Consider the following 26,404-nt stretch of genomic DNA (forward strand, 5'->3'; position numbering starts at 1 on the left):
TTGGGAGAGAGGTAAAATACTCATAATTGGTATGTCATCCCTAAGTAATACTGCGTACCGAAAAACTGAATGGTGCCGGTTTGTTCAGAAGAGGTGAAATAGCTTTTGGTAGGTTCGTCGGTAACGTTGTTAACTTGAAACAAAACGCTCCAATTATCGTTAATTTCATAGGATGCTTGGTAATCAACAACCAGTTCAGAATCAAAATTAACGGTTTGATCGTTCACCGCCACTTGTTCAGAAACGAAGAAATCTCGATAACGCCCAGATAAGCGAGTTTCAAACCCTTCGTATTCCCAAAATAGCGTTACCGTGGCGACATTTTCGGATAAGCCAGGCAAGCTATCCGAATACACCGAACTACTCAGCGTACGTTGAATTTCACTTTCCGTGTAAGAGTAACTAGCCGTAACCCCTAAGCCAGACCAGAAATCCGGCAACTTGCTATAAATTTCAGTGTAGGCAATTTCAACACCTCGAATATAGCCGCCTTCAGCGTTATTTACTGCCGTACTATAGCTCCCATTTTCTGTAGGAACCGTAACAAAGATAGGGTTGCCGTCGGCATCCCGAGACAACTCAGCCTCTTGACCCACAAACTCAGGCTCAAGATAGACAGGTACCTGTACCGAATCTGGAACCACAATACCGTTGCCACTGAAGTCATAAGGTTCTATGTTAATTTCTTCAATGAAAGACTCTATGTCTTTGTAAAACGCTGCCAGTATCAATGCCCCTTCGGTATCCTCAAAATAGTATTCCCATGAAATATCATATTGGGTGGCATAAAAAGGCTCTAGGTAAGGGCTATTTGTTGCGTTCCCGTTTACCTTGGCGGTAGGTTGCGACAACGTAACCTCCCCCGAGTCTCTATCCTGCACAGCAGTCACCGTTTCAACGGTGGTAGAAGCATTTGCTGCAAACCTATTGATAGGCGCACGGCCCATCACTTTTGCTGCAGCGACTCTTAGTTGGGTATTATCTGTAAGCGCAAAATTTAGATTAATAGACGGCAACACATCGTCGTATTCGTGAGTAAGCGTTGTGAAGCGATAAAAATTGTTAATTAAGCCGGCATCGTCGGTAATATTTTGTGCGCCCGCGGTGGGATCACTCACCTCTATTGTGACACCCGTTTCTGGGTCGGTAATTAACGACGTAGCACGCTGGTATGTAGTAGAGCTTTGTTTGGTTTTTACATACCGGACACCCACGTTACCCGTTACTGGCATTCCCGCTATCTCAGTGCTTAGACCCGCCATCACATAAGCAGAGTTTACCGTTTCAAACACCTGACCACTTTCTTGCATAGTCCAAGAGGTAGACGGCCCTGTACCTGGACCATTAATCACGCCAGCAGCCCCTGGCCCCCAAGTTTGAACCGGTTGAGGATAGCCGCTTGGAAACCATGCGTTAAGCGCACTGTTTAAGTCTACCGACAAATAGCTTGGGAAATAGCTAAAATCGCCAGCCCAATCGACTTGCTCCACCATGTCATTTGTTAACCTCAGCGGTGGCTCACTTACTGAAAATGCACTGTCATTGCCGTATTCAAATACTGAACGATCGTTGCTGTACTCTCTATCAGAATAGCGATAGCCAAACTCCAAGCCAGTCACGATAGGCATGTCGATAAAGTATTGGAAATCGACCTTGTAAGCATCAAGCTCATCTTTGTTTACAAACGGATAAATACCGTACTTACTGACCATCACCCTATCAATATCGGAAAACGCATCTGCTTGATTAAAGGCTAAATCAGGAAGATTATTACCATTCAACAAATACGAAATTTGAACGTTCTCATCAAACACAGGGCTGATGGCGTTGGCATCTTCACTGACTAACGACCATAGCAAGCCATTACGGAAATCACTTTTCGCGGTGGAACGAGACACATCAAATTGCACCGACAAGTCAGCACTAATTTCCCAATCTGCGTTAATACCAAAGTTTTCAACGCTATCGAAATCCTGGTTGTCGTCGTTAACTAGTTCAACCCGAGTAAAGCTGTTGTCTGTTCGAGAAAAAGTGCCACCAATCACACTATTATTCACAATGACAGGGTTCGTGATGCCTGCCGTTATACCGCCTAATTTTACTCGATACCCACGGGCAAATTCTTCTGAATCGAATTTAGAAATAAATGCATCGGCTTTTAAGGTGAAATTTTCCAGTGGTGCCCATTCTATGGCTGCAACGTACCCATCACGAGTTTGCTCACCACCCTTGTGTTGCATTTCAAAGCCTTCTGAAATGAGCTCACACTCTGGGCAGTCTGTGCCTGCTCTGTCGATGTCACCTTCAATACCATCTACATCAACAGCCCCGTTATATGCTAAGCCCACAAATTGGGTAGATACACTAGGTTGGAATAAACGTGCATAACCAAGAGATAAACCTACGGTGTCGTCCATGAACTTCCCTTGATAGGAAAAACTCAATCGATGGCCGTATTCACTGGCATCAGATATCTCATTGGCTCGATCGTTATACATACCCCGCATATTGGCACTAAACTTATGCTGCTCTTCCATGGCTAATGGGCTTGCTGTTTTCAGTTCTACCGTTCCCGCAATCCCCCCTTCAATGAGCGATGCTTTAGGCGATTTGTATACACTGGCTTCGGTGATCAATTCTGATGGGTACTGGTCGAACTCAATGGCTCGGCTTCCACTCGTAGACACTTGCTCACGACCATTGAGTGTAGAGAACACAAAGTCACCGGCTAAACCACGAATGTTAATCTCAGCCGCTTGTCCCCCTGTTCGAACAGCTGATATACCCGGCAATCGGGTAAGGGCATCTGCCATAGATACATCAGGCAAACCGCCCAAATCATCCGCTGAAATTTGTTCTGACACTGTGTCAGAAAAACGTTTCTGGTTGAGTGATTGAATGAGGCTAGTACTAAACCCCCTCACCTCTATACGTTCGAGCGTGTCCTCAGATATGTCATCAGCAGCTGGTTGACCGCGCGATTGCTCAATTGAAGTTTCGTTACCGACTTCATCAATGGTGTCTTCCGACGTTTGCTGTGCGTAAATTGGCAGGGAAAATGCCAACCCACTACTGACTAACGCCACCATGATAGGCTTAAGTTTGAATGTTCTCATTGGTGCCCCGTTCCTTATTTTTTATCAACGGTTCGGGAATACCACACCCAAACTCGTCACTTATGGTTCTGCCACAAATAGTATCGGGTTGTATAAAAAGAGAGCAACACTATGCATACGTATTCATTTACATTAAATTTACACAGCAATACATATTAGCAACACCTGACTTAACGGGGTGTGTAAATTATTGAATTTAAATGAGGAATAGACCCTCAAGGAAAGCTTGAGGGGTACATAGAATGGTTAGGTGTTAATAAATGTTAATTTTTCAGCCGTGCTGCACACCAACGCTCAGTGAGGCGAACCGAACACAAAGTATGTTGAGGCAAAGCTAAATACGATGAAATAAATAGCACATAGGCCCGCAACACACCTGCAATAAAAATCCAAATCAATTAAAAGCTCACAGACGTTTTATTTGCACTATCAATCATAGATTGAATGTACGCATCATGTGTTGGTAACGATGCTATTGGTTCCCGTTTAATCTTATATAAGGACGCTAACATAGCTTGCGTTTTTTCATCAGAAAAGCTATTCGTTAACCCATGATAATCTTCAGGGACTAGCCCTTGCCCATACATAACTTGTAGCCAAGAACTTTCTAAAAATAAGTCACTCTGCTCGCGCACTAAATTGCCATTTTGTTTAAACAGCGCCATTTTGTGCACCAACGAGTCTGGTAATGTTAAGTGGCGCATATCTCGCCAGAAATCACTGTCTTCGCGTTCATTTAAACAATAATGCAATACTAGGAAATCTCGTATTTGCTCAAATTCTACTTTTGATTGTGCGTTGTATTCGGCAACAGCACTATCTGAAATACCTTGGTGTGGAAATAGTTTAATTAACCTTACGATGGCTGATTGAATCAGGTGAATACTTGTAGATTCCAAAGGCTCTAAGAATCCACTAGAGAGGCCTACCGCAACCACATTTTTATACCACTGCTGTCTACGACGACCGGTAGTAAATTTAATGAGTTTAGGATCGCCTAATGGTTTGGTATCTAAGTTAGCCATTAGCGTATCGTGGGCTTGGTTATCACTAATATAACGTGAACTATAAACGTGACCATTGCCATTACGATGTTGCAATGGAATACGCCACTGCCAGCCCGCATCGTGGGCGATAGAACGGGTAAAAGGTGCAGTATTTTCGTGGCGTTCAGAAGGCACTGCGATAGCCGAATCGCAAGGCAACAAATGAGACCAATCATCATAACCGGCCCCCAGGGTTTCGTTAATCAACAACCCTCGAAAACCAGTGCAGTCGATAAACAAGTCGCCATCAATGGCGTGGCCATTTTCGAGATGCAATGCTTTTACATTGCCACTGAGTTTGTGCCTTGATACATGACTGATTTTACCTTCAACCCTTCTAACCCCCATTCCTTCACTGAGTTTACGGAGATATTGTGCATAGAGTGAGGCGTCAAAGTGGTAAGCAAAAGGAAGCTCTAAAACCGGATCTTTCGCATTAATACGTGCAAATTTACCTGCCTCTGCCGCTAAATAATTAAGATCATAATCCCATAAATCGTGTTTCAAACCCTGCTGACGCGCTTTTAGCCAAAAGTGATGAAAGTGACAAAAGGCCATGCTTTTACCTGGCGCGCCGAACGTGTGGTAGTAGTGCTGCCCTTGCTGCTTCCAGTTTTCAAATCGAATTGCTAGCTTAATGGTAGCTTTGGTATCACGAAGAAAGGTTGCCTCGTCAATACCTAGCACTTGGTTAACTAAGCGGATGGGCGGAATGGTGGCCTCGCCTACTCCAACTGTGCCGATAGCTTCAGATTCTACGAGGGTAATATTCACAGCTTCGCCAATGACTTTTTTCAGTAACGCGGCCGCTAGCCACCCTGCCGTTCCGCCCCCAGCAACAACAACACGTTTCACTGGCGTATGCTTAGCTTCTTGGTGATCCCTTGTCTGTTGATCCGTTGCTTGTTGATTCGCCTCTTTTTGATTTGCCACTGCCATATTCAACCCTTACTACTTACTTCACCACACTGTAGATGGTTTGCCTGTCTTTTTACAATAAAAAACCACCTTTTGCTTCGCCGCCGGAATTCATATTCGAGCGCTGAAACAACAAGGTGGTTAGTATCTATCCTAATGTTGGCTTTCGCTCAACCATTAGAAGGTATAGTTAAAGCCTAACAAGTAGTTAGTACCGTAAGATTGATATTGCGTGATTTGACGAGAATCCGCCTGTGACGCTTGAATATCATCTTCATCAGTTAAGTTTTGCGCTTGGAAAGTAACACGGAGGCCTTCCAGAGACTCAATACCAGACTCGCTAAAGTCGTAACCGATTTGTGCGTCAACCAATGTACCGCCTTGCTTAGTAGCATCTACTAATGCCAAGCTAGTACCGCGTTCTTCTGTTAGGTAGTCATCACGCTTCGTTGCCGCAACACGGAATTCGAAACCATTGCTTTCATAGAAGAATGTCATGCTGTATGACTCTTCAGACAAACCTGGAATACGGGTTTCTGTTTGCGTAGGTGCTGCATCTACTTCACCTTCCATGAAGGTAGCACTTGCGAACAAGCCAAAGCCTTCAAGTGAGTCATGAAGCAATTCACCTGGTAACGAACCTTGAAGTTCATAACCGCGCACATATCCTTCAAAACCATCAAGTACACTGCCTACTGAACCTAAGAAAGTTGCTGGCGTTTGACCTTCTGAACCTTGGTGTAAATCAGGAATGTACACATCAGAGAAATCAGTCAGTACACTCGTATCACGATGCCAGTTTTTAATATCCTTATAGAAGAATGAAGCCGCTACATAACCCGTATCAGAGAAGTAGTTTTCATAAGCGATATCCAACTGGTTAGCTTCAAGAGGCTTAAGTTCAGGGTTACCTGAGCTACCACTCCAAGGCCCATTTTCAGGATCGGTACTGGTAATTTGGTTATCGTTGAATGCAAAAGACGCCTGCGTATTTGGACGCATATCGTCCATACGTGGTCTTGAAATCACTTTACCCAAAGCGAAACGTACAAACTGACCTTCCGCTACTTCTGCAGAAAGGTTAAGTGTTGGTAGTACATCTGTGTAATCAGCACCACCAGAAACCGGTACCGCTACTGTCATTCCATCAGCATCTGACGTAGTTGAGAAACCGGTAGATTGTTGGTCAGCATTAACCACTTGCACACCCACGTTACCGCGAATATAAACATCACCCACTTCCATTTCTAAATCAAATTTAGTGTAGAAAGTCAGTAATTCTTCATCAACCGTGTAGCTATCTCCTAAACGATCGTTTTGTACAAGCTTGGCGTCTGTCGCTGTGTAATAACCACTTTGGAACAGTCCAAGTGAATCATACGCAAGAATACCATCTATACCGATGAAATCTAAAGGTACTACACCTAGTACATCTGGAATAGCCGCATCACCAGGATAGCTAGGCGCAGTTAAATATGCACCGTTGTTTTCTTTGGTTTTGCTGCGGTCTGAGTAGATAACGCCCGCAGACATGCCAGTCACTACGCCCCATTCAACGTACCCTTTTGCATCAAAGCGGTAAGTATCTAGGTCTTCTTCATAGTTTGGTTGGTTAACAAAACCATCTTGTGCGTCTGCGCCAATAATAGGTGCGCCCCACGCTTGTGGGCCTGCAAGACGAATTAAGCTTTCGTCGGTAAGGTCAACCGGTGCAATGCTTGGGTGATCAGAATATACCGCGCCAGTCGACGTCATTTCCCAACTACGAGCAGTAATAGGACGACCATCAATACCCGCACGGCCTACACCTGAATAACTCTCTACATCGATAATGTCTTTTTCAACTTTACCGGTAGAGTAATCAAACTCAAGCGTCCAGTTATCATTTAAAATGTATTCAGCGTTAACGCCCACTGTTGTTAAGTCAGCTTCTTGAGTACGAGCGTCGTTACGAATAACTGAATAGAAGCCATCGTAGTAGCCTGATGTCACTAAACCGTTTTCAACACCAGTAATAGTATATTCGCCAGTACCCCATTCAGCACCGCCTTCTTCAAGACCACGACGAACGTCATCTTCAACAAAATCGATGTAAAGCGCATCTACTTGAACATTTAATTTATCATTAGGCGCCCATTCAACCACAGCTGCGATAGAGTCACGCTCTAACATAGCTGAACGTGCAAATGAATCGTGTCCACCTAGAATCGTAGTTCCTTCTGCAACATCTACACCGTCAACGGCATTATCTGCGTTAGCACCCGCGTAACCCCAACCACGGAAGTGTTGTTCTTGACGAGGTGATTCCATGCTAGCAACAGTTAATGCTAAACCAATGGTATCGTCGGCAAATTGATCAACGTAGTTTACTGAAATACGATGCCCATTATTGTCGAAGTCTGGGTTAGGAGAATCTTCAGCATTCTTTTCATACGAGCCATTGATAGCAAAAGTACTTTTTGCTGTTAGTGGGCTAATCGTTTGAAGATCAATTGAACCACCAATGTTTTGGGTAGTCATGCCAGCTTCTGCTGTTTTATAAACAACAATGCTAGAAATGATTTCTGTAGGGTAAAGATCGAATTCAACGCCGCGGTTGTCACCCATACCTAATAATTCACGACCGTTAAGTGATGTACCTACGTAGTTTTCGTTGAAACCACGTACTGAAATACCACTTGTACGACCGTTTCTACGCTCACCGGCTAGACCAGGCAAACGTGAAATAGATTCTGCAATACTTGTATCCGGTAATTTACCGATGTCTTCTGCGGATAACGCTTCAACAATAGATGTATTGTCCATCTTAATTGCTTGAGCGCGTTGTAAGCTGCCACGTATACCGCTAACTTGAATAACTTCAACGTTAGCTTCATCAGCTGCTTCAGAATTTGTTTCTTGTGCAAATGTAGGCGAACAACCAAAAGCTACGCCACCAGTGATCAGCGCAACCTTGATGAGATTTGGTTTAAATTGTTTCATAAAACAGGTGTCCCATTCAGTTATATTTGTTGTCTTTTTGTTATTTTTATGACAATCGAATGACAATGTATCCAGTCGCTGACAATCCTATAGAGCACATGGGCTTTGCACAATTGCTTGCATACGTATTCATAGAAAATATTCAACACCCCATTAACATTAACCATCATGAAATTATTGAAATTTAACAACAAAATTACGCAAATTAACGCCAAAACACCTTTTATGTTGTAATTTTGTTACCTTGAAAGATGGCAGAGTTGAGGTGGTAAGCACACTTAAAACTGTGGAAAATGATAGTATTCATTACGTATAATTATAAATTAATAATGTCACCGTTAACTAACAGCAGGTACAAAAAAGCCCGCTTAAAGCGGGCTTTTAAAATGACTAATAAGCGTTAGCTTACCAACCAGTAGTTTCGCGAAGTGCCTTGCCGATTTCAGCAAGAGAGCGAACCGTTTTAACGCCCGCATCTTCTAGTGCTTTAAATTTCTCGTCAGCTGTACCTTTACCGCCTGCAATGATTGCACCAGCGTGACCCATACGCTTACCTTCAGGTGCAGTTACACCCGCAATGTAAGAAACAACAGGCTTAGTTACGTTAGCTTTGATGAATTCAGCAGCTTCTTCTTCTGCTGTACCACCAATTTCACCAATCATAACAATAGCTTCTGTTTGAGGATCATCTTGGAACAACTGCAAAATGTCGATGAAGTTAGAACCAGGAATTGGGTCCCCACCGATACCAACACAGCTAGACTGGCCAAAACCTTCGTCAGTAGTTTGCTTAACCGCTTCGTACGTAAGCGTACCAGAGCGAGAAACAATACCTACTTTACCAGGCTTATGAATGTGACCAGGCATGATACCAATCTTACACTCTCCAGGAGTAATAACACCTGGGCAGTTTGGACCAATCATGCGAACGCCTTTAGCATTTACGTATTCTTTTACGTAAAGCATATCAAGCGTAGGAATACCTTCAGTAATACAAACGATAAGCTCGATGCCAGCATCAGCAGCTTCAACGATTGAATCTTTACAGAATGCAGCTGGTACATAGATAACAGTTGCAGTTGCGCCTGTTGCTTCTACCGCTTCACGTACTGTATTGAATACTGGAAGACCTAGGTGCTCAGTGCCGCCTTTGCCTGGTGTAACACCACCAACCATCTGCGTACCGTAAGCAATGGCTTGCTCAGAGTGGAAAGTACCTTGACCACCAGTGAAACCTTGACAGATTACTTTGGTATCTTTGTTAATTAATACAGACATTATTTGCCCTCCGCAGCAGCAACAACTTTCTCAGCTGCATCAGTTAGCGACTCAGCAGCAATGATATCTAGACCAGAGTTCGCTAGAACTTCACGGCCAAGCTCTGCGTTTGTACCTTCAAGACGTACAACAACAGGAACACTAACGCCAACTTCTTTAACCGCGCCAATGATACCTTCAGCAATCATGTCACAACGAACGATACCGCCGAAGATGTTAACTAAAACAGCTTTAACGTTGTCGTCAGATAAGATGATTTTGAATGCTTCTGCAACACGTTCTTTAGTCGCGCCGCCACCAACATCTAGGAAGTTAGCTGGCTTGCCACCGTGTAGGTTTACGATGTCCATTGTACCCATTGCTAGGCCGGCACCGTTAACCATACAACCTACGTTACCGTCTAGAGCAACATAGTTAAGTTCAAACTCAGCAGCATGCGCTTCACGTGCATCTTCTTGAGTAGGATCTTGCATAGCTTTAACTTTAGGCTGGCGATATAACGCGTTGCCGTCGATAGCTAGCTTAGCGTCAAGACAGTGAAGGTCACCGTCTTCTTTAATTACAAGCGGGTTAATTTCAATCAATGCAACATCAAGATCTTCAAACATCTTAGCTAGGCCAAGGAAAATCTTAGTGAATTGTTTGATTTGAACGCCAGAAAGACCAAGTTTAAACGCCATTTCGCGCGCTTGGTAAGGCTGAGCACCAACAATTGGATCGATTTCAGCTTTAAGAATTTTTTCTGGCGTTTCTTCAGCAACAGTTTCAATCTCAACGCCACCTTCAGTAGAAGCCATAAACACAACACGACGGGTTGTGCGGTCAACTACTGCACCAAGGTACAATTCGTTTGCGATATCTGTGCAAGTTTCAACAAGGATTTTGCTCACAGGCTGACCATTTTCGTCAGTCTGGAAAGTCACCAAATTTTTGCCAAGCCAGTTTTCTGCGAAAGCTTTAATTGCGTCAGTATCTTTTACTAACTTAACGCCACCTGCTTTACCGCGACCACCTGCGTGGACCTGACATTTAACTACCCACTCACTACCGCCAATGCGGTTAGCGGCTTCTACAGCACTTTCAGGAGTGTCTGCTGCGTATCCTTCAGAAACAGGTAGACCGTATTCTTTGAATAGCTGCTTACCTTGGTATTCATGCAAATTCATGGTGTTTCTATCCGATTTTTAGTAAGACAAAAGCCGCTCGCGCGACTTGATTAATTAGACTGATATTATAGGGCGAATATCAGCGTTGTGGCAGTAACGCTCCTTACCTCAATAAGAAACGCTGCTGCACACAATAACAAGAGAGGAAAGCCTTACACGTCTAATAGAAGGCGTGTTGGATCTTCAAGCATCTCTTTGATTGTTACCAAGAAGCCTACTGACTCTTTACCATCAACAATACGATGGTCATAAGACAGAGCGAGGTACATCATTGGCAGAATTTCCACCTTACCGTTAACAGCCATTGGACGATCTTGGATTTTATGCATACCCAAAATAGCGCTCTGTGGCGGGTTAATGATAGGCGTAGACATCAATGAACCAAACACACCACCGTTAGTGATAGTAAAGTTACCGCCTTGAAGGTCTGCCATCGACAATTTGCCATCACGGCCTTTAATTGCCAATTCTTTAATTCCTTTCTCAACACCGGCCATACCTAGCGTATCCGTATCTTTTAAGATAGGCGTAACTAGGCCGCGAGGCGTTGATACCGCGATAGAGATATCGAAGTAGTTGTGATAAACAATGTCATCACCGTCAATTGATGCGTTCACATCTGGGAAACGTTTAAGGGCTTCAGTTACCGCTTTCACATAGAAAGACATGAAACCTAAACGAATACCGTGACGTTTCTCAAAGCTCTCTTGGTACTGCTTACGAAGTTCCATAATTGGCTTCATGTTAACTTCGTTGAACGTAGTTAGCATAGCAGTAGAGTTTTTAGCTTCAAGTAAACGTGTTGCAATCGTTTTACGAAGACGTGTCATAGGAACACGTTTTTCAGTGCGATTACCCGTAGGTAATTCAGCTGTGTCGGCTGTAGCAGATGGTGCTGAGGCCGCTGGTGCACTACCACCTTTAAGGTGCTTTTCTACGTCTTCTTTAGTGATACGGCCATTTTTGCCCGTACCTTTAACTTTTGCTGCGTCTACGCCTTTTTCCGCCAATAAACGGCGAACTGAAGGACTAAGTGCATCGCTGCTTTCATCTGAATCATCAGATGATGCTTCAGACGACTCAGATGCAGCTGCACCTGATGACGCGCCTTCAACAAATTTAGCAATCACTTCTTCAGCTGTCACTGTTGCGCCTTCTTCGGCAACAATCTCAGATAGTGAGCCATCAGCTGGCGCAACTACTTCTAGAACCACTTTATCAGTTTCGATATCAACCAAGTTTTGGTCACGGCTTACCGCTTCGCCTACTGCAACATGCCATGTGGCGATGGTTGCATCAGCTACCGACTCAGGTAATACAGGCACTTTAACGTCTGACGTTTTACCGCTAGATGCAGGTGCAGCTTCTTTTTTAGATTCAGCTTTCGCTTCAGATTTAGCTGGCGCAGCGCCACCTTCTTCTAATTTAGCAATAACTTGTTCGCCTAGTACCGTTGCACCCTCTTCATTAAGAAGCTCACCGATAGTTTCGTCGGCTGGTGCTACAACTTCCAGCACAACTTTATCAGTTTCAATGTCAACCAGGTTCTGGTCACGCTTTACCGCGTCGCCGGCCTTTACGTGCCAAGTTGCAATGGTGGCATCGGCAACTGACTCTGGTAGGACCGGAACTTTTATCTCAATTGTCATCATTGTTCCTTATTTAATAGTGAGTGCGTCTTCAACCAGCGCTTTTTGCTGCTGATTGTGAACGGAAACATAACCTACTGCAGGTGAAGAAGATGCTTCACGACCTGCATATGTTAATTTGGCGCCATCTGGAATTGCTTGCCAGAAGTGGTGTTGACTGCAATACCAAGCTCCTTGGTTTTGCGGTTCTTCCTGACACCAAACCCAATCTGTAACGTGGCTGTATTGTGCCACAACTTTAGCGCATTCTTCTTGCGGGAACGGATAAAGTTGCTCCAATCTTACGATTGCAACGTCTGTTTGTTCATTTTTACGGCGCTGATCAAGCAAATCATAGTAAACCTTGCCTGAACACATCACCACACGCTTAACATCTTTCGGATTAATATCGTCAATTTCGCCAATGACGTTATGGAATTTACCTTCCGCCAACTCTTCAAGAGAAGAGGTAGCTAACGGATGACGCAACAAAGATTTAGGCGACATAACGATAAGCGGTTTACGCATTGGGCGAACCACTTGACGACGAAGCATGTTAAATACTTGCGCTGGTGTAGAAGGTACACATACTTGCCAGTTGTGATCAGCACACATTTGCAAGAAGCGTTCAAGACGCGCCGAGCTGTGCTCAGGACCTTGGCCTTCATAACCGTGCGGTAGCAGCATAGTTAGACCACATAAACGGCCCCACTTCGCTTCACCTGAACTCAAGAATTGGTCAAATACAACCTGTGCACCGTTTGCAAAGTCACCAAACTGGGCTTCCCAAATGGTTAAGCACTCAGGTTCTGCCGTTGCGTAACCATATTCAAACGCCATAACCGCTTCTTCTGAAAGCACAGAGTCGTAAATCTCAATCTCACCTTGGCCTTCCCGAATGTTTTGCAGCGGCATATACGTCGAGCCATCAGCTTGATTATGCAATACTGCATGGCGGTGAAAGAAAGTACCACGGCCAGAATCCTGACCTGTCATACGTATATCTTCACCAGAGTCCACCAACGATGCGTAAGCAAGGTTCTCTGCCATTCCCCAATCAAGTTTCTTCTCACCACTCACCATGGCCTTGCGGTCTTGGTATAGTTTGTTTACACGTGATTGAAGTTTATGTCCTTCAGGGAAAGTCGTTAGTGCTTCACCAAGTTCTTTAAGTTTTTCAACACTGATAGCGCCATCATATGGGGTATCCCAATCGTGACCTAAGTACGGAGACCAGTCTACGCTGTGCTCTGTCATCGGACGCCATTCTTCAACCACACACGCACCATGATCAAGTGCAGCGCGATATTCTTCTATAAAGCGGTCTGCATCACGCTGCTCTATAACGCCTTCAGCAATTAGCTGGTCGGCGTAAATAGCGCGAGGAACAGGATGTTTCTTCACTTTTTGGTACATGAGGGGCTGAGTTGCATTTGGCTCATCAGCTTCGTTATGACCATGACGGCGATAGCAAACTAAATCGATAACCACATCGCGCTTGAATTTGTTACGGTATTCAAGGGCAAGTTGAGTCACAAAAGCTACCGCTTCTGGATCATCAGAGTTAACGTGGAAAATAGGCGCCTGAACCATCTTAGCAATATCAGTACAGTATTGCGTAGAACGGGTATCTTCTGTCTTCGACGTTGTGAAACCAACTTGGTTATTCACTACAATACGCACAGTTCCGCCCACGGCAAAACCGCGAGTTTGTGACATATTGAAGGTTTCTTGCACGACACCCTGCCCAGCAATTGCTGAGTCACCGTGAATGGTGATAGGAAGTACGGTATTGGTATCGTCGTTTCGACGTTCAAGACGCGCACGAACCGAGCCCATCACTACCGGATTAACAATCTCAAGGTGAGACGGGTTAAATGCAAGCGCTAGGTGAACATTGCCACCTGGGGTAGCAAAATCTGATGAGAACCCAGCGTGGTATTTAACATCACCAGCACCTAATGAATCATCATGCTTACCTGCGAATTCGTCGAACAATACAGATGGGTTTTTACCCAGTACGTTAACGAGTACGTTTAGACGACCACGGTGAGCCATACCAATAACCACTTCTTTGGTACCGGCAGCACCTGCATTAGTGATTAGGTTTTTGAGCATTGGAACCAACGCATCACCACCTTCCAGTGAGAAGCGTTTTGCACCTGGGAATTTAGACCCAAGATACTTTTCCATACCGTCAGCTGCCGTTAGCCCTTTAAGTAGGGTAAGTTTTTCATCTTTAGAAAACTCAGGCTTGGCTTGTACTGACTCAATTTTTTGCTGTAACCAGCGTTTTTGGTCTGTATCGGTAATGTGCATGTACTCAGCACCGATAGAGCCACAATATGTTCTATTAAGTGATTTAAACAACTCACCTAATGACATCGAATCTTTACCAATGGCAAAAGACCCTACGTTGAACACACTGTCAAAATCTTTATCAGACAGGTTATGGTGAGAAAGTTCTAAATCACGAACGCGCTCTTGTTTCCATAATCCTAGCGGATCAAGGTTGGCATGTTGGTGTCCTCGGAAGCGAAAGGCGTTGATAAGCTGTAACACTTTAACTTGCCTGTCATCCGAGACCGGAGTGCCTTCAACTGGTGCGCTCGACATTCGTGCTGTCGGGCCTAGAGCAGCTAGCTTCCTAAACTGGTCTTTAACACTAGTATGGTTGGTTTCAAGTTCAACGCCTTCGACCTTGGGGAGGCTATCAAAGATTTGACGCCAAGTATCGGAAACGCTCTGCGGGTCTTCCAAATACGATTCGTACAATTCTTCAACATAGGCAGCGTTGGCACCTGCCATATGCGAGGAATCCCACCACGCTTTCATCACGCTTTCTTGCATTTAATTTGCCTTGCTACGTTTTGTAAATTCTATTAACCATCGGTTTGTATTATAAGGTTATTCGTGACATAACCAAGCGTTATACCGATGAATACAAAAAAAAATAGCCATCACATCCGGATGGCTATTTAGAGCATTGCTTTCTGTCACTCAGGAGTAAACAGAATATAGTACTAAACAGCCCGTTGTAAAAGCATAGACTTAATGTGTCCAATTGCCTTTGTCGGGTTTAATCCTTTCGGACATACACTTACACAGTTCATGATACCGTGACAGCGGAATACGCTAAATGCGTCATCTAGGTCGTTCAAGCGTTCGTCGGTTGCAGTATCACGACTATCGATAAGGAAACGATAAGCGTGAAGCAAACCAGCTGGCCCGATAAATTTATCCGGGTTCCACCAGAACGATGGGCACGACGTAGAACAACATGCACATAGAATACATTCATACAGCCCATCAAGCTTAGCACGTTCTTCAGGAGACTGAAGGTGTTCTCTTGCAGGAGGCTGTTTATCATCGTTGATTAAGAATGGCTTAATCTTTTCATACTGGGTGTAAAATTGTGTCATATCAACCACAAGGTCGCGTACTACTGGCAAACCTGGAAGTGGACGAACAACAACTTTACCTTTACCTAATGCAGACAATGGCGTAATGCAGGCAAGACCATTCTTACCATTCATATTGACACCGTCTGAACCACACACACCTTCACGGCACGAGCGGCGGAATGATAACGTTGGATCTTGCTCTTTAAGAGCAATAAGTGCATCCAACACCATCATGTCACGACCTTCCTCTACTTCTAGAGTGTAGTCTTGCATGCGTGGCTTGTTATCAACATCAGGGTTGTAACGATATATCGAAAATTGTAATTGCATGATCGTTGCCTCTATTAATATGAACGCACTTTAGGCGGGAAAGCTTCCCGAAGCTTAGGCGCCATATTGACATCACGTTTAAGCATTTTTTCAGTATTCGGATCGTAAACGCTGTGGCATAACCAGTTCTCATCGTCACGGTCCGGGAAATCGAAGCGGCTGTGTGCGCCACGGCTTTCCGTTCTGAAGTTCGCTGCTACTGCTGTGCTGTACGCGGTTTCCATAAGGTTATCAAGCTCAAGACATTCAATACGCTGTGTATTGAAATCGGCACTCTTATCATCAAGGCGAGCATTCTGAAGACGTTCACGAATTTCACCAAGTTGCTTAAGACCGTCTGCCATGGCTTCACCTTCACGGAATACTGAGAAGTTAAGCTGCATGCATTCTTGCATATCTTTTTTGATTTGAACCGGATCTTCGCCCTTGCCTTTCTCTGAGTTTTCCCAGCGATTGAAGCGAGACATAGCCACTTCAAGGTCAGACTCTGATGCTTCGCGGAATGGCGATACGTCAGAAAGGGTTTTACCTAAGTGTAGTCCAGTCGCACGACCGAATACTACAAGGTCAAGTAGTGAGTTACCGCCTAAGCGGTTAGCGCCATGTACAGATACACATGCAATTTCACCACAAGCGAATAAGCCATTTACCACTTTATCGTTACCGTCAGCATCTACAGTTAGACATTGACCGTCAACAGTAGTGGGAATACCACCCATCATATAGTGACATGTAGGTATTACAGGAATCGGTTCTTTAACTGGATCAACGTGAGCAAACGTACGAGAAAGCTCAAGAATACCTGGTAAACGAGACTCAAGTACGTCTTTACCAAGGTGATCAAGTTTGAGTTTACAGTGAGGTCCCCAAGGGCCATCAAACCCGCGGCCTTCGCGAATTTCTGTCATCATTGAACGTGCTACAACGTCACGACCAGCGAGGTCTTTCGCGTTAGGCGCATAACGTTCCATGAAGCGTTCACCGTCTTTATTAAGTAGGTAACCACCTTCACCACGACAACCTTCCGTTACTAGCGTACCAGCACCGGCGATACCCGTAGGGTGGAACTGCCACATTTCCATATCTTGTAGTGCAACACCAGCGCGAATTGCCATACCAACACCGTCACCGGTGTTAATGTGTGCATTGGTAGTAGAAGCGAAAATACGCCCTGCTCCACCTGTCGCAAGTACTACCGCTTTAGACTTGAAATAAACCACTTCGCCTGTTTCGATATCGATAGCAGTACAACCAACAACATCACCGTCTTGGTTTTTAACTAGGTCGAGTGCATACCACTCAGAAAAGACCTTTGTTTTATTCTTTACGTTTTGCTGATAAAGCAAATGCAGCAAGGCGTGACCAGTACGGTCAGCGGCGGCTGCGGTTCGAGCTGCTTGCTCGCCACCGAAATTTCTTGATTGACCACCGAAAGGACGCTGGTAAACCTTACCATTCTCAAAGCGTGAGAAAGGTAAACCCATGTTTTCCATCTCAATGATGGCTTCTGGGCCGGTTTTACACATATATTCGATAGCGTCTTGGTCACCAATGTAGTCCGACCCTTTTACAGTGTCGTACATGTGCCATTCCCAGTTATCTTCATGGGAATTACCTAGCGCAACAGTGATACCACCTTGCGCTGATACCGTATGTGAACGGGTAGGAAATACTTTAGACAGTAGTGCACATGATTTTCCAGATTCTGAAATCTGTAATGCTGCACGCATACCAGCGCCACCAGCACCAATAACTACTGCGTCAAACTCGTGAACGGGTAAACTCATCTTACACTCCCCACAATACAAACAGACCAACAGCGACGTAACCAAAAGCAATGATGTTTAGCACATACTGAATGATTGCACGCAAACCAGACGCCTTCACATAATCGGTAAGTACTTGCCATAGGCCGATACGAACGTGGATCATGATGGCGATAAGTGCTGCCAGTGTGAACACCTTCATCGCTAACCCAGAAAATAATCCGTGCCATTCAATGAAAGTAATATTATCAGTGGATATAAAAAACCACGCCATGAATACCGTATAAGCAAAAATTATTGCAGCGGTAGTACGTAGTGACACGTAATCTTGAATACCATTACGCTTTAAGCTTGCTTGGTTTCCTAGCATAGTGCTACTCCCAATACTACTGTCAGCACAATCCAAAGAGCGATAGCTATTTTGGCGCTGAGGTTTCCTGACTCCAACTCTTCCCAGTGACCTAAATCCATAACAACATGTCTTAGGCCGCCTAAAATGTGATAAGTCAGCGCTGATAAAGTGCCTATTGCGATCACTTTTCCAATGATACCGTCCATCATCGCTTGTACGTTCGCAAACCCTTCAGGCGAGGAAACAGATACTGCCCATGCCCAAATAACAAAGAGTAATGCGAAAAACATTGCGACACCGGTAACACGGTGGAGAATTGACGAAATAGCGGCAGGCGGAAATTTAATAGTATTGAGTTCTAAATTTACTGGTCTTTGCTTTTTCACAATGTATGCCTGTTTAATCCGTAGGGATAATGAATTACTCACCGTTATTATGTCCTGTGCGAGTTAATTCGTTTATTACCTGTTAATTACCTCATCCAATGAGTTGTTAACAATTTGTGAATTATTCTTTAATGCAATTTACAGAATAATTATTCTGTTTTAATGCACCGCTGAGTATATCCAGCACAGTATATAATTACAATTTTTTGTGCTGCAGTAAGACTTTAGTCTTTTTTGACAAATCTTCCTGATAAACACAAAGAAAAATAGTCACAAATACTAACAACAAGCATGGAATGCTTAATAAACAAGGCTGTAAAGTGTATCAGCACTAAACTAGAATAACACTATTTTCACTAGTAAAATTAAGGTCTTTTAATGAAAACGAGCAATTCTCAATCGACAAAAGGTTAATATTTCAGCTAAGCTGTTAATAAATTTGGTAAACGGTGGTTTACCTTTTGCTAAAAGACATTGATAATTACCCCGAAACGGGTTTAGTGCGATTACCAAAATGTTAACGATACAGATTCCGGCTGAGTATTATAAATCTCAGTAATTCGGAATATTTATTGTGCATAAATGCAATTAAATTGACTTATTGGTACATAATAAAGTACAAATACGCCACTTTTCCCCAACGAAACGAGCATTTTCGCCCGTTTTCGCTGCAAACAGAACCATTCTGAGGAGAGCATTTTATGGCAGATCAGAAAGCCATTCTTAAAGCCGGCGGTAAGGAAATCGAGCTTCCTATCTTGTCTGGCACCGAAGGACAAGACGTAATCGACGTCCGTTCACTTGGTCAACACGGTTACTTCACCTACGACCCTGGTTTTATGGCGACAGGATCTTGCGAGTCAGCTATTACTTATATTGATGGCGCTGCTGGTGTTCTTTTACACCGTGGTTTCCCAATTGAAGAACTAGCGCGCGATGCAGACTACCTTGAAGTTTGTCATATGCTTCTACACGGCGATGCGCCGTCTAAAGAAGAATATGAAGAATTCAAATCAACGATTACACGCCACACCATGGTACATGAGCAAATCAACATGTTCTTCCATGGCTTCCGCAACGATGCCCACCCTATGGCAATGTTATGCGGTACTGTTGGTGGTATGTCATCTTTCTATCACAGCGACTTAGACGTTTCTAACGATGAAGAGCGTAAACGTAGTGCACATCGCTTAATTGCGAAAATGCCTACATTGGTAGCCATGTGTTACAAGTACAACATTGGCCAACCTTTCGTTTATCCACGTAACGATTTGAGCTATGCAGCTAACTTCTTGAACATGATGTTCTCAGTTCCTGCTGAAGAATTTGAGATTAGCCCTGCGGTTGAACGTGCAATGGATCGTATCTTTACGCTTCATGCTGACCACGAGCAAAACGCATCTACCTCTACTGTTCGTCTAGCTGGTTCATCTGGTGCTAACCCTTATGCATGTATTGCGGCTGGTGTTGCCTCACTTTGGGGCCCTGCCCACGGTGGTGCTAACGAAGCATGTTTAAATATGCTTGAGGAAATTGGTACTGTTGACCGCATTCCTGAGTTTATTGCACGCGCTAAAGATAAGGCAGACCCGTTCCGTCTTATGGGCTTTGGTCACCGTGTATATAAAAACCACGATCCACGTGCAACAGTAATGCGTGAAAGCTGTCACGAAGTACTTAGCGAACTTAATGTTAAAGATCCACTACTTGAAGTAGCAATGGAACTTGAAAAGATTGCATTGAGCGACCCGTACTTCGCAGAGAAGAAATTGTTCCCTAACGTAGATTTCTACTCGGGTATCGTACTTAAAGCTATTGGTATTCCTACCAATATGTTTACGTGTATCTTCGCACTGTCTCGTACAGTGGGTTGGATTTCACACTGGCATGAAATGATGAGCGATCCCAAACAAAAAATTGGCCGTCCTCGTCAGCTATACACTGGTCACAACCAGCGTAAGTACACGCCATTAAAATAAGCGTGAACAGGTAAATATTTGTTCATAAAATAGCGCCTTACGGCGCTATTTTTTTAGCTCTTTTTTAATAAAATTACTGTTGTAAAACAAATTTATTAAAATAACCGCAGAAGGATTATGTTACATGCCCTACTCTGTTGTGTTACTTGGCGTGGCTGGGCTCATCCCATTTTTAGCTATGCCAATAGCCTATTCTCTTAATCTTTTGTCATTAACCCAAAGCGCTATTTACTTTATGCAGTACTCAGCGGTTTTGCTGTCATTTTTTGGTGGGATTCATTGGTGGGATTCCATCAGTAATCAGCGCTATGGTAAACAAATGTATATCGCCATGCTACCGAGCATTATCGGTTGGCTTTGTCTGGTGTTTAGCCACGACCCGAAAACCTTAGGGGTGTTATCGCTTAGCTACGTTGCCATTTTAGTTTACGATAAATTCACGCTTAGCCTTCCTAAAGGCCAAATTGTGAGTTACATCAGTTTACGTATAGCCCTTACCTCTGTTGTGGTGATTAGCCATGCTTGGATGATTTACCTCATTACCTAATTGCCATAAAAGACATACAGCACATGTTGTCAGCACAGCATCGTAATTAGTGGCTAATTCTGCAAGTGGTGGCAAATTCCTGAGATGGCACTTGCCAGTAATACACAAAAAAAGCGCAGTCATTACTAACATGACTGCGCTTTATATTTGTTCCAATTTTCATGTTCCGGTTTTTATCTTTTAATGCTTACTCAGTTTTTGAAAAGTAAGAAGTAAAAAGAATTAAAAAGCGGAATATTATTCGTCACGTATTACCGAAAGCAACTCAGCCGTTTTCTCTTCCATTAAAGCAATATCACCTCGGCTTTCTACGTTTAAGCGAATAACCGGTTCGGTGTTCGATTTACGCAAATTGAAGCGCCATGTATCAAATTCCAATCCAAGGCCGTCGGTAGTATCGATAACCGTTGCAAGCGGCTTATATTTAGATGTCGCGCGCTCAAGTGCAGCATCGGCGTCTTTAAGCTTGCTGTTAATTTCACCCGATGATGGGAACGCTTCAATGCGTGCTTTAACCATGCTGGCTAACGATTGTTTTTTAACACACACGAGTTCGGCTATTAATAACCAAGGGATCATGCCTGAGTCACAGTAAGCGAAATCTCTGAAATAGTGGTGCGCACTCATTTCACCGCCATAAACAGCATCTTCTTTGCGCATACGCTCTTTAATAAACGCATGCCCTGTTTTTGACTTAATGGGTGTACCGCCAGCATTCGCCACGATGTCTTCTGTATTCCAAAATACCCGTGGGTCATAAATAATTTTGCTGTCTTGGTTTTTCTCAATGAACGCTGCCGCAAGCAAGCCAACAATGTAATAGCCTTCAATAAAGTTTCCTTCGGCATCGAACAAGAAACAACGATCGAAGTCGCCATCCCACGCCACACCAAAATCCGCATTATATTTTATAACAGCATCGGCAGTGTCTGCTCTGTTTTCAGGTAACAATGGATTAGGAATACCATGAGGGAACGTGCCATCTGCCTCGTGGTGCACTTTGATGAAGCTAATTGGAATTTGTCTGCTTGCTAACTCAGCCTCAATAGCATCAAGCGCTGGTCCTGCAGCACCATTGCCCGCATTGACCACTATTTTAAGAGGCGTGAACGAATCAAGGTTAACGTAAGACAACATGTGATCTACGTAAGCTGACATACAGCTATCTTCTACATAGCTTCCTGTGTCTGTTAAATGTGAAACCTTTATGTGTGCATGACCATTATAAAAGGCATCAGCATCGATGGCTTCGCCTTGGGTGTAATAGGCAAGGCGCTGTGATACAGCTTCATCGCTTAACTGCTCAGCACGCGTTTTAATCGCATTTAAGCCAGTGTCGCCACTAATGGGTACAGAATCAGCTTTTACCAACTTCATGCCATTGTAGTTAATGGGGTTGTGACTAGCGGTCACTTCTATTCCGCCATCAACACCTAAGTGTTTAGTCGCGAAGTATATTTCTTCCGTTCCTGCCATACCAATATCGGTGACGTTCGCGCCAGCATCAATGAGCCCTGCGCTCAAGGCAAGTTTTAACGGGGTAGAGGTTAAACGAACATCGCTGCCTACTACTACCGTTTTCGCATTCAACTCTTCAGCAAAGGCGTAACCAATGCGGTAAGCCGTTGCTTCATCAAGTTGGCTGTTAAGCTCACCGCGTATGTCATATGCTTTAAAGCACGTAATTGGTTTAGTCATGTATTAGAGTCTCTGTTCCCTGTTAAAGATATTATTGGTCACTAGTGTTATAAGAAAAAGTGTTACAAGAAAAGTAACCAGTATCATTCTAAAGTAGATGGTATAAAACCCCTCACCTTCGCGCAATGCGCTTTTGAAATTACCATGCAATTAAGCTGGCTTTATTGCTTCTCTGTTGTGGGGAGCCATTAAATCTTGTTTTGGGCCAACGGGAATGACTTGGGTAGGGTTAATCATGGTGTGACTATAATAATAATGACGTTTGATATGATCAAAATTCACCGTATTCGCCACACCAGGATATTGATACAACTCCTTCATGTAGCCAAACAAGTTGGGGTAGTCCGCTATTTGGCGAATATTGCATTTAAAGTGGCCGTGGTACACCGCATCAAAGCGGATCAAGGTAGTGAATAAGCGCCAATCTGCTTCGGTAATTTGATGGCCAACTAAATAACGCTGTGTAGACAATCGCGTTTCCAACGTATCTAACGCCTCAAATAAGTCCTCAACCGCTTCTTCATAGGCACGTTGAGTGGTAGCAAAACCCGCCTTGTACACACCATTATTAATAGCGTGATACACCATTTTATTAATATCGTCTATATCTTCGCGCAGTGGTGCAGGGTAAAAATCTTGTTTGTCACCCGTAAGCGCATTGAAGTCACTATTAAAAATACGAATAATATCTGCCGATTCATTATTCACTATGGATTGGGTTTGCTTATCCCACAAAACCGGAACCGTTACCCGGGTGGTAACATCATGCTTTGCTTTGGTATAAAGCTGGTGCAGGTAGTCAAAGTGGTAAAGCTTATCGCCAGTGCTACCTGGGTAATCTGAAAAACTCCAACCATCCCCCAGCATATCTGGGTTTACCACTGAAACATCAATGTGTTCAGTGAGCCCTTTTAGTTGTCTTAAAATTAACGCACGATGGGCCCACGGACATGCATAAGCGACATAAAGATGATATCGACCAGATTCAGGGGGGTGCTGCGCACCGGCTTCACCGCCAATTGCACCTCTAAACTTCGACGCTTGGCGTTCAAATTTACCGCCATTCTCACTCGTGTCGTACCATTTATCTTGCCATATTCCATCTACAAGCAATCCCATATATTTCTCCAAGCATTCATTTTAAAACGTGTTATTCAAACATGTATAGCTTTGAACGTAATGCCTGTATTTTTGGATTTAACTTCCTAGTTTTTAGAACGAATAGGTAGAGCAAGTCTACATAGCGTCGATTTTATCGATGATGGCTCTGGCAATGGGCATGGCGCTAGTAGCTGCAGGAGAAGGTGCATTGCCAACGTTACTCTGTCAGTTGATAAAAAGGTTATCAAGCTTATGCAACTCATCAGTGTTGGTCGCCACTATAAGCTTACCGCATTGCTCAAACGGTAAATGATGGTCTCTACACCACGCAATAGTATCTTCTAAACCTTGCCTACAATACTGTGACTTTAACGAACCAGGCGGGTAATACACCCCAGCGTGGATCACTCCCGAGTTTCTGCCAGTTTGATGAAATGCAGCTACAGGCTCTTTTTCAATTAAGTGAACCTTGTGCTGTGGATAGCGCTTTTGATACTCATAAAGTACAGCCGCACCCACTATCCCAGCACCTACAATGGCAATATCGTACCGTTTTGACATGTCTTACTTAATGTTTAAAGAAGATCCCTTGCAATATTACGCTTTTTTGCGATCATGCGCCCCTTATGTAAACGCTTTTAATTTATTGTTTAAACTGCTGTGTTTATTCGCCGCCTCCAAGTGTTGGCAGAGCAGTGTCAGCAAAGCAATGTTGACGGGGCAGTTTTAACAAACAGGCTATTGGCATAGCAACAACTGGAATACATAGTGAGTATATTGGAAGATCAAAGGTTTGGCGGCATCGTGCGCCTATACGGCGCAGACGCCGCAGAAAAACTTGCAATGAGCCATGTGTGCGTTGTGGGTATTGGTGGTGTTGGAAGCTGGAGTGCAGAAGCACTTGCGCGCTCTGGCATCGGTAAAATCACCCTGATTGATTTAGATGACGTATGTGTAACCAACACCAACCGACAAATTCATGCCATGGCAGATACTATAGGCGACGCAAAGGTTGACGCTATTGCTGAGCGTATTAAACGTATAAACCCAAATTGCGAAATCGTATGTATTGAAGACTTCGTTACACCTGAAAACACGGTTGAGCTGTTAACCCAAGATATGCATGCCGTGATTGACGCAACCGATAGCATTAGAGCGAAAGCTGCCATGGTTGCCCATTGTAAACGCGCTAAAATACCCATTGTGACCGTTGGTGGTGCCGGCGGACAGATTGACCCTACCCAAGTCACTAGGGGCGATTTATCGAAGACCACCCAAGATCCTCTTGCAGCTAAATTGCGCAGTGAATTAAGACGCAATTATAATTTCAGCAAAAATCCTAAACGCCGCTTTGGGGTTGAATGTATCTATTCAACTGAACAGTTGCGCTATCCCCAACCTGACGGCAGCGTGTGTTATAACAAATCGGCTATGGAAGGCGGTACTCGGCTAGATTGTGCTGGTGGTTTTGGCGCGGTGGTAACCGTAACGGCTACCTTTGGTATGTTCGCGTCAGCCAGTGTAATCAATCGCTTAACCGGTCATAAATAGACAAACGGGAATAACTACCGCACAATGTTGAAAGCTGGGTTATCAGCAGGTTTAAAAATGACGATAGCTAACATCACACTATCGCGTAAAGGTTAAAAGAGAAGGATAATAAAATGTCACCCATAGAGCTCGAAAAATTAATGAAGGACTGCGCAGAAGATGCGGTTGCTACAGCCCAAGAAGAGTTCAGTTTAACCTTAGATTATTCTGCTGAAAGTATTTCACTTGTAGATGATATTTTACTTAGTTTTTTAGACAAATATCATGACAGCGCGCTAGAAGATGAGGCAGTTTTCACCATTTGTAATATCTTTGGAGCCTACGTAGGAGAAACGTTTCAGCGTTTTGTGGGTGGAACCTGGCTTTATGACCAATCGAATCCCAAAGCACCTTATGTGTTACTGGTGGTGGGTGAAAACTCTTATGCCTTTGCGGGTATTTGCTACGAGCGACTAGTGAACGACAGCCAAGTTAGTGTTAAAGCTTATTTCGACCAATCTGTAAGTAATCACCGCCAGTAATCGGTCTGTATTGCACTTCTTCGTGTGGGGCTTTTATTTCTTGCCTCACACGCTATTCGCGATTTGCATGTAATTTAATATCTGTATGTAATTTAATGGTAATTTACTCGCAATGAGGCTTTTTCCAATCTTGTATCATCCAGCGCAAATGCCGACTTCGGCTAATACAATATAGACTGATAATCGACACCACCACTTTGATGGCCGTTATTATCTCAAACCCCCAATGTACTGACACAACATGATAAAACTGCACACTCAACGACGCTATCACTCCCACTAAAATAAGTGGCAACAATGCACCAGACCAACTTGTGTATCCCTTATTCCAAAGCCTTTCACGTTGCGATATAAGCGCAAGCCCTAGCACTATCGGCACACTGCTTAATAATGCCAAGCCTAAACTTTCACTTTGAGGATAAAACAACTTGAGTAATGCTTCTGTTTGCGAACGCGAGGCTAACGAAAAAATAAACGCAATCCAGTCCAAACTAAATAGCGCTAGTATGACGTACAGCCATTTCGGCGGTAAAATGCGGCCAGATTCATCGTAATATTTTAATGGCAGTTTTAGCATGAAAAACACATAGCCTTGCTTTAAAGAATAATTAATAGCTCAGTTATTATTGGGCTAA

Annotated in this window: 20 protein-coding genes; 5 read left to right on the plus strand and 15 right to left on the minus strand. The window is 43.8% G+C overall.

The window, feature by feature from the left end; translation table 11 throughout:
- Positions 1–20 precede the first annotated feature (20 nt).
- The 3 genes from AVL57_RS10355 to AVL57_RS10365 form a co-directional block, all read right to left on the minus strand.
- A complete protein-coding gene (locus tag AVL57_RS10355) occupies positions 21–3,116 on the minus strand; it encodes a TonB-dependent receptor (protein ID WP_057791633.1) in 3,096 nt (1,031 codons plus the stop codon).
- A 398-nt stretch (positions 3,117–3,514) separates the two neighbouring features.
- The gene (locus AVL57_RS10360; protein WP_231751112.1) at positions 3,515–5,101 is read right to left on the minus strand and encodes a tryptophan halogenase family protein; all 1,587 of its coding nucleotides are present in this window, start codon (positions 5,099–5,101) and stop codon (positions 3,515–3,517) included.
- 156 nt (positions 5,102–5,257) lie between these two features.
- Positions 5,258–8,062: a TonB-dependent receptor gene (locus AVL57_RS10365; RefSeq protein ID WP_057791631.1), complete on the minus strand. Its 2,805-nt coding sequence runs from the start codon at positions 8,060–8,062 to the stop codon at positions 5,258–5,260.
- 59 nt (positions 8,063–8,121) lie between these two features.
- On the opposite strand from AVL57_RS10365, the gene AVL57_RS21415 reads away from it, so the two are divergent.
- Positions 8,122–8,250, plus strand: coding sequence for a hypothetical protein (locus AVL57_RS21415; RefSeq protein WP_257721360.1), 129 nt, complete (start codon positions 8,122–8,124; stop codon positions 8,248–8,250).
- Positions 8,251–8,467: 217 nt separating this feature from the next.
- On the opposite strand, the gene sucD is transcribed toward AVL57_RS21415, so the two are convergent.
- The 8 genes from sucD to sdhC form a co-directional block, all read right to left on the minus strand.
- Entirely contained in the window at positions 8,468–9,340 is an 873-nt protein-coding gene (sucD, locus tag AVL57_RS10370) for a succinate--CoA ligase subunit alpha (protein WP_013783986.1), read from the minus strand.
- Complete coding sequence (gene sucC / locus AVL57_RS10375; protein ID WP_057791629.1) at positions 9,340–10,506, minus strand: ADP-forming succinate--CoA ligase subunit beta; 1,167 nt, start codon at positions 10,504–10,506, stop codon at positions 9,340–9,342. Before sucC ends, sucD begins: the two co-directional genes overlap by 1 nt.
- Before the next feature lie 152 nt (positions 10,507–10,658).
- The gene (gene odhB / locus AVL57_RS10380) at positions 10,659–12,155 is read right to left on the minus strand and encodes a 2-oxoglutarate dehydrogenase complex dihydrolipoyllysine-residue succinyltransferase (protein ID WP_061093587.1); all 1,497 of its coding nucleotides are present in this window, start codon (positions 12,153–12,155) and stop codon (positions 10,659–10,661) included.
- 9 nt (positions 12,156–12,164) lie between these two features.
- On the minus strand, positions 12,165–14,984 hold the full coding sequence (sucA, locus tag AVL57_RS10385) for a 2-oxoglutarate dehydrogenase E1 component (RefSeq protein ID WP_057791625.1): 2,820 nt from the start codon (positions 14,982–14,984) through the stop codon (positions 12,165–12,167).
- Between the two features lie 173 nt (positions 14,985–15,157).
- Positions 15,158–15,868 (minus strand): succinate dehydrogenase iron-sulfur subunit, encoded by a 711-nt coding sequence (locus AVL57_RS10390; protein WP_057791623.1) that lies wholly within the window; start codon positions 15,866–15,868, stop codon positions 15,158–15,160.
- A 14-nt stretch (positions 15,869–15,882) separates the two neighbouring features.
- Positions 15,883–17,655 (minus strand): succinate dehydrogenase flavoprotein subunit, encoded by a 1,773-nt coding sequence (gene sdhA / locus AVL57_RS10395; RefSeq protein ID WP_013783981.1) that lies wholly within the window; start codon positions 17,653–17,655, stop codon positions 15,883–15,885.
- A gap of 1 nt (position 17,656) precedes the next feature.
- A complete protein-coding gene (gene sdhD, locus AVL57_RS10400; RefSeq protein ID WP_057791621.1) occupies positions 17,657–18,004 on the minus strand; it encodes a succinate dehydrogenase, hydrophobic membrane anchor protein in 348 nt (115 codons plus the stop codon).
- Positions 17,998–18,372, minus strand: a complete 375-nt coding sequence (gene sdhC, locus AVL57_RS10405; protein ID WP_013783979.1) for a succinate dehydrogenase, cytochrome b556 subunit — start codon at positions 18,370–18,372, stop codon at positions 17,998–18,000. Before sdhC ends, sdhD begins: the two co-directional genes overlap by 7 nt.
- Before the next feature lie 701 nt (positions 18,373–19,073).
- On the opposite strand from sdhC, the gene AVL57_RS10410 reads away from it, so the two are divergent.
- Positions 19,074–20,351, plus strand: a complete 1,278-nt coding sequence (locus tag AVL57_RS10410) for a citrate synthase (protein WP_057791619.1) — start codon at positions 19,074–19,076, stop codon at positions 20,349–20,351.
- 124 nt (positions 20,352–20,475) lie between these two features.
- A complete protein-coding gene (locus tag AVL57_RS10415; protein ID WP_057791617.1) occupies positions 20,476–20,898 on the plus strand; it encodes a DUF3429 domain-containing protein in 423 nt (140 codons plus the stop codon).
- 237 nt (positions 20,899–21,135) lie between these two features.
- On the opposite strand, the gene AVL57_RS10420 is transcribed toward AVL57_RS10415, so the two are convergent.
- The 3 genes from AVL57_RS10420 to AVL57_RS10430 all read right to left on the minus strand — a co-directional run bounded on the left by AVL57_RS10420 (position 21,136) and on the right by AVL57_RS10430 (position 24,258).
- A complete protein-coding gene (locus AVL57_RS10420; protein WP_057791615.1) occupies positions 21,136–22,596 on the minus strand; it encodes a phosphohexomutase domain-containing protein in 1,461 nt (486 codons plus the stop codon).
- 150 nt (positions 22,597–22,746) lie between these two features.
- Positions 22,747–23,715, minus strand: coding sequence for a glutathione S-transferase family protein (locus AVL57_RS10425; RefSeq protein WP_057791613.1), 969 nt, complete (start codon positions 23,713–23,715; stop codon positions 22,747–22,749).
- A 207-nt stretch (positions 23,716–23,922) separates the two neighbouring features.
- Positions 23,923–24,258, minus strand: a complete 336-nt coding sequence (locus AVL57_RS10430) for an FAD-dependent oxidoreductase (RefSeq protein ID WP_057791611.1) — start codon at positions 24,256–24,258, stop codon at positions 23,923–23,925.
- A gap of 207 nt (positions 24,259–24,465) precedes the next feature.
- On the opposite strand from AVL57_RS10430, the gene tcdA reads away from it, so the two are divergent.
- Positions 24,466–25,248: a tRNA cyclic N6-threonylcarbamoyladenosine(37) synthase TcdA gene (tcdA, locus tag AVL57_RS10435; RefSeq protein WP_376738706.1), complete on the plus strand. Its 783-nt coding sequence runs from the start codon at positions 24,466–24,468 to the stop codon at positions 25,246–25,248.
- A 113-nt stretch (positions 25,249–25,361) separates the two neighbouring features.
- The gene (locus AVL57_RS10440) at positions 25,362–25,769 is read left to right on the plus strand and encodes a hypothetical protein (RefSeq protein WP_057791609.1); all 408 of its coding nucleotides are present in this window, start codon (positions 25,362–25,364) and stop codon (positions 25,767–25,769) included.
- 103 nt (positions 25,770–25,872) lie between these two features.
- On the opposite strand, the gene AVL57_RS10445 is transcribed toward AVL57_RS10440, so the two are convergent.
- Positions 25,873–26,346: a DUF2919 family protein gene (locus AVL57_RS10445; RefSeq protein ID WP_057791607.1), complete on the minus strand. Its 474-nt coding sequence runs from the start codon at positions 26,344–26,346 to the stop codon at positions 25,873–25,875.
- Between the last annotated feature and the right edge of the window lie 58 nt (positions 26,347–26,404).

It is taken from the genome of Alteromonas stellipolaris (genome assembly GCF_001562115.1).
Taxonomy (GTDB): Bacteria; Pseudomonadota; Gammaproteobacteria; order Enterobacterales; family Alteromonadaceae; genus Alteromonas; species Alteromonas stellipolaris.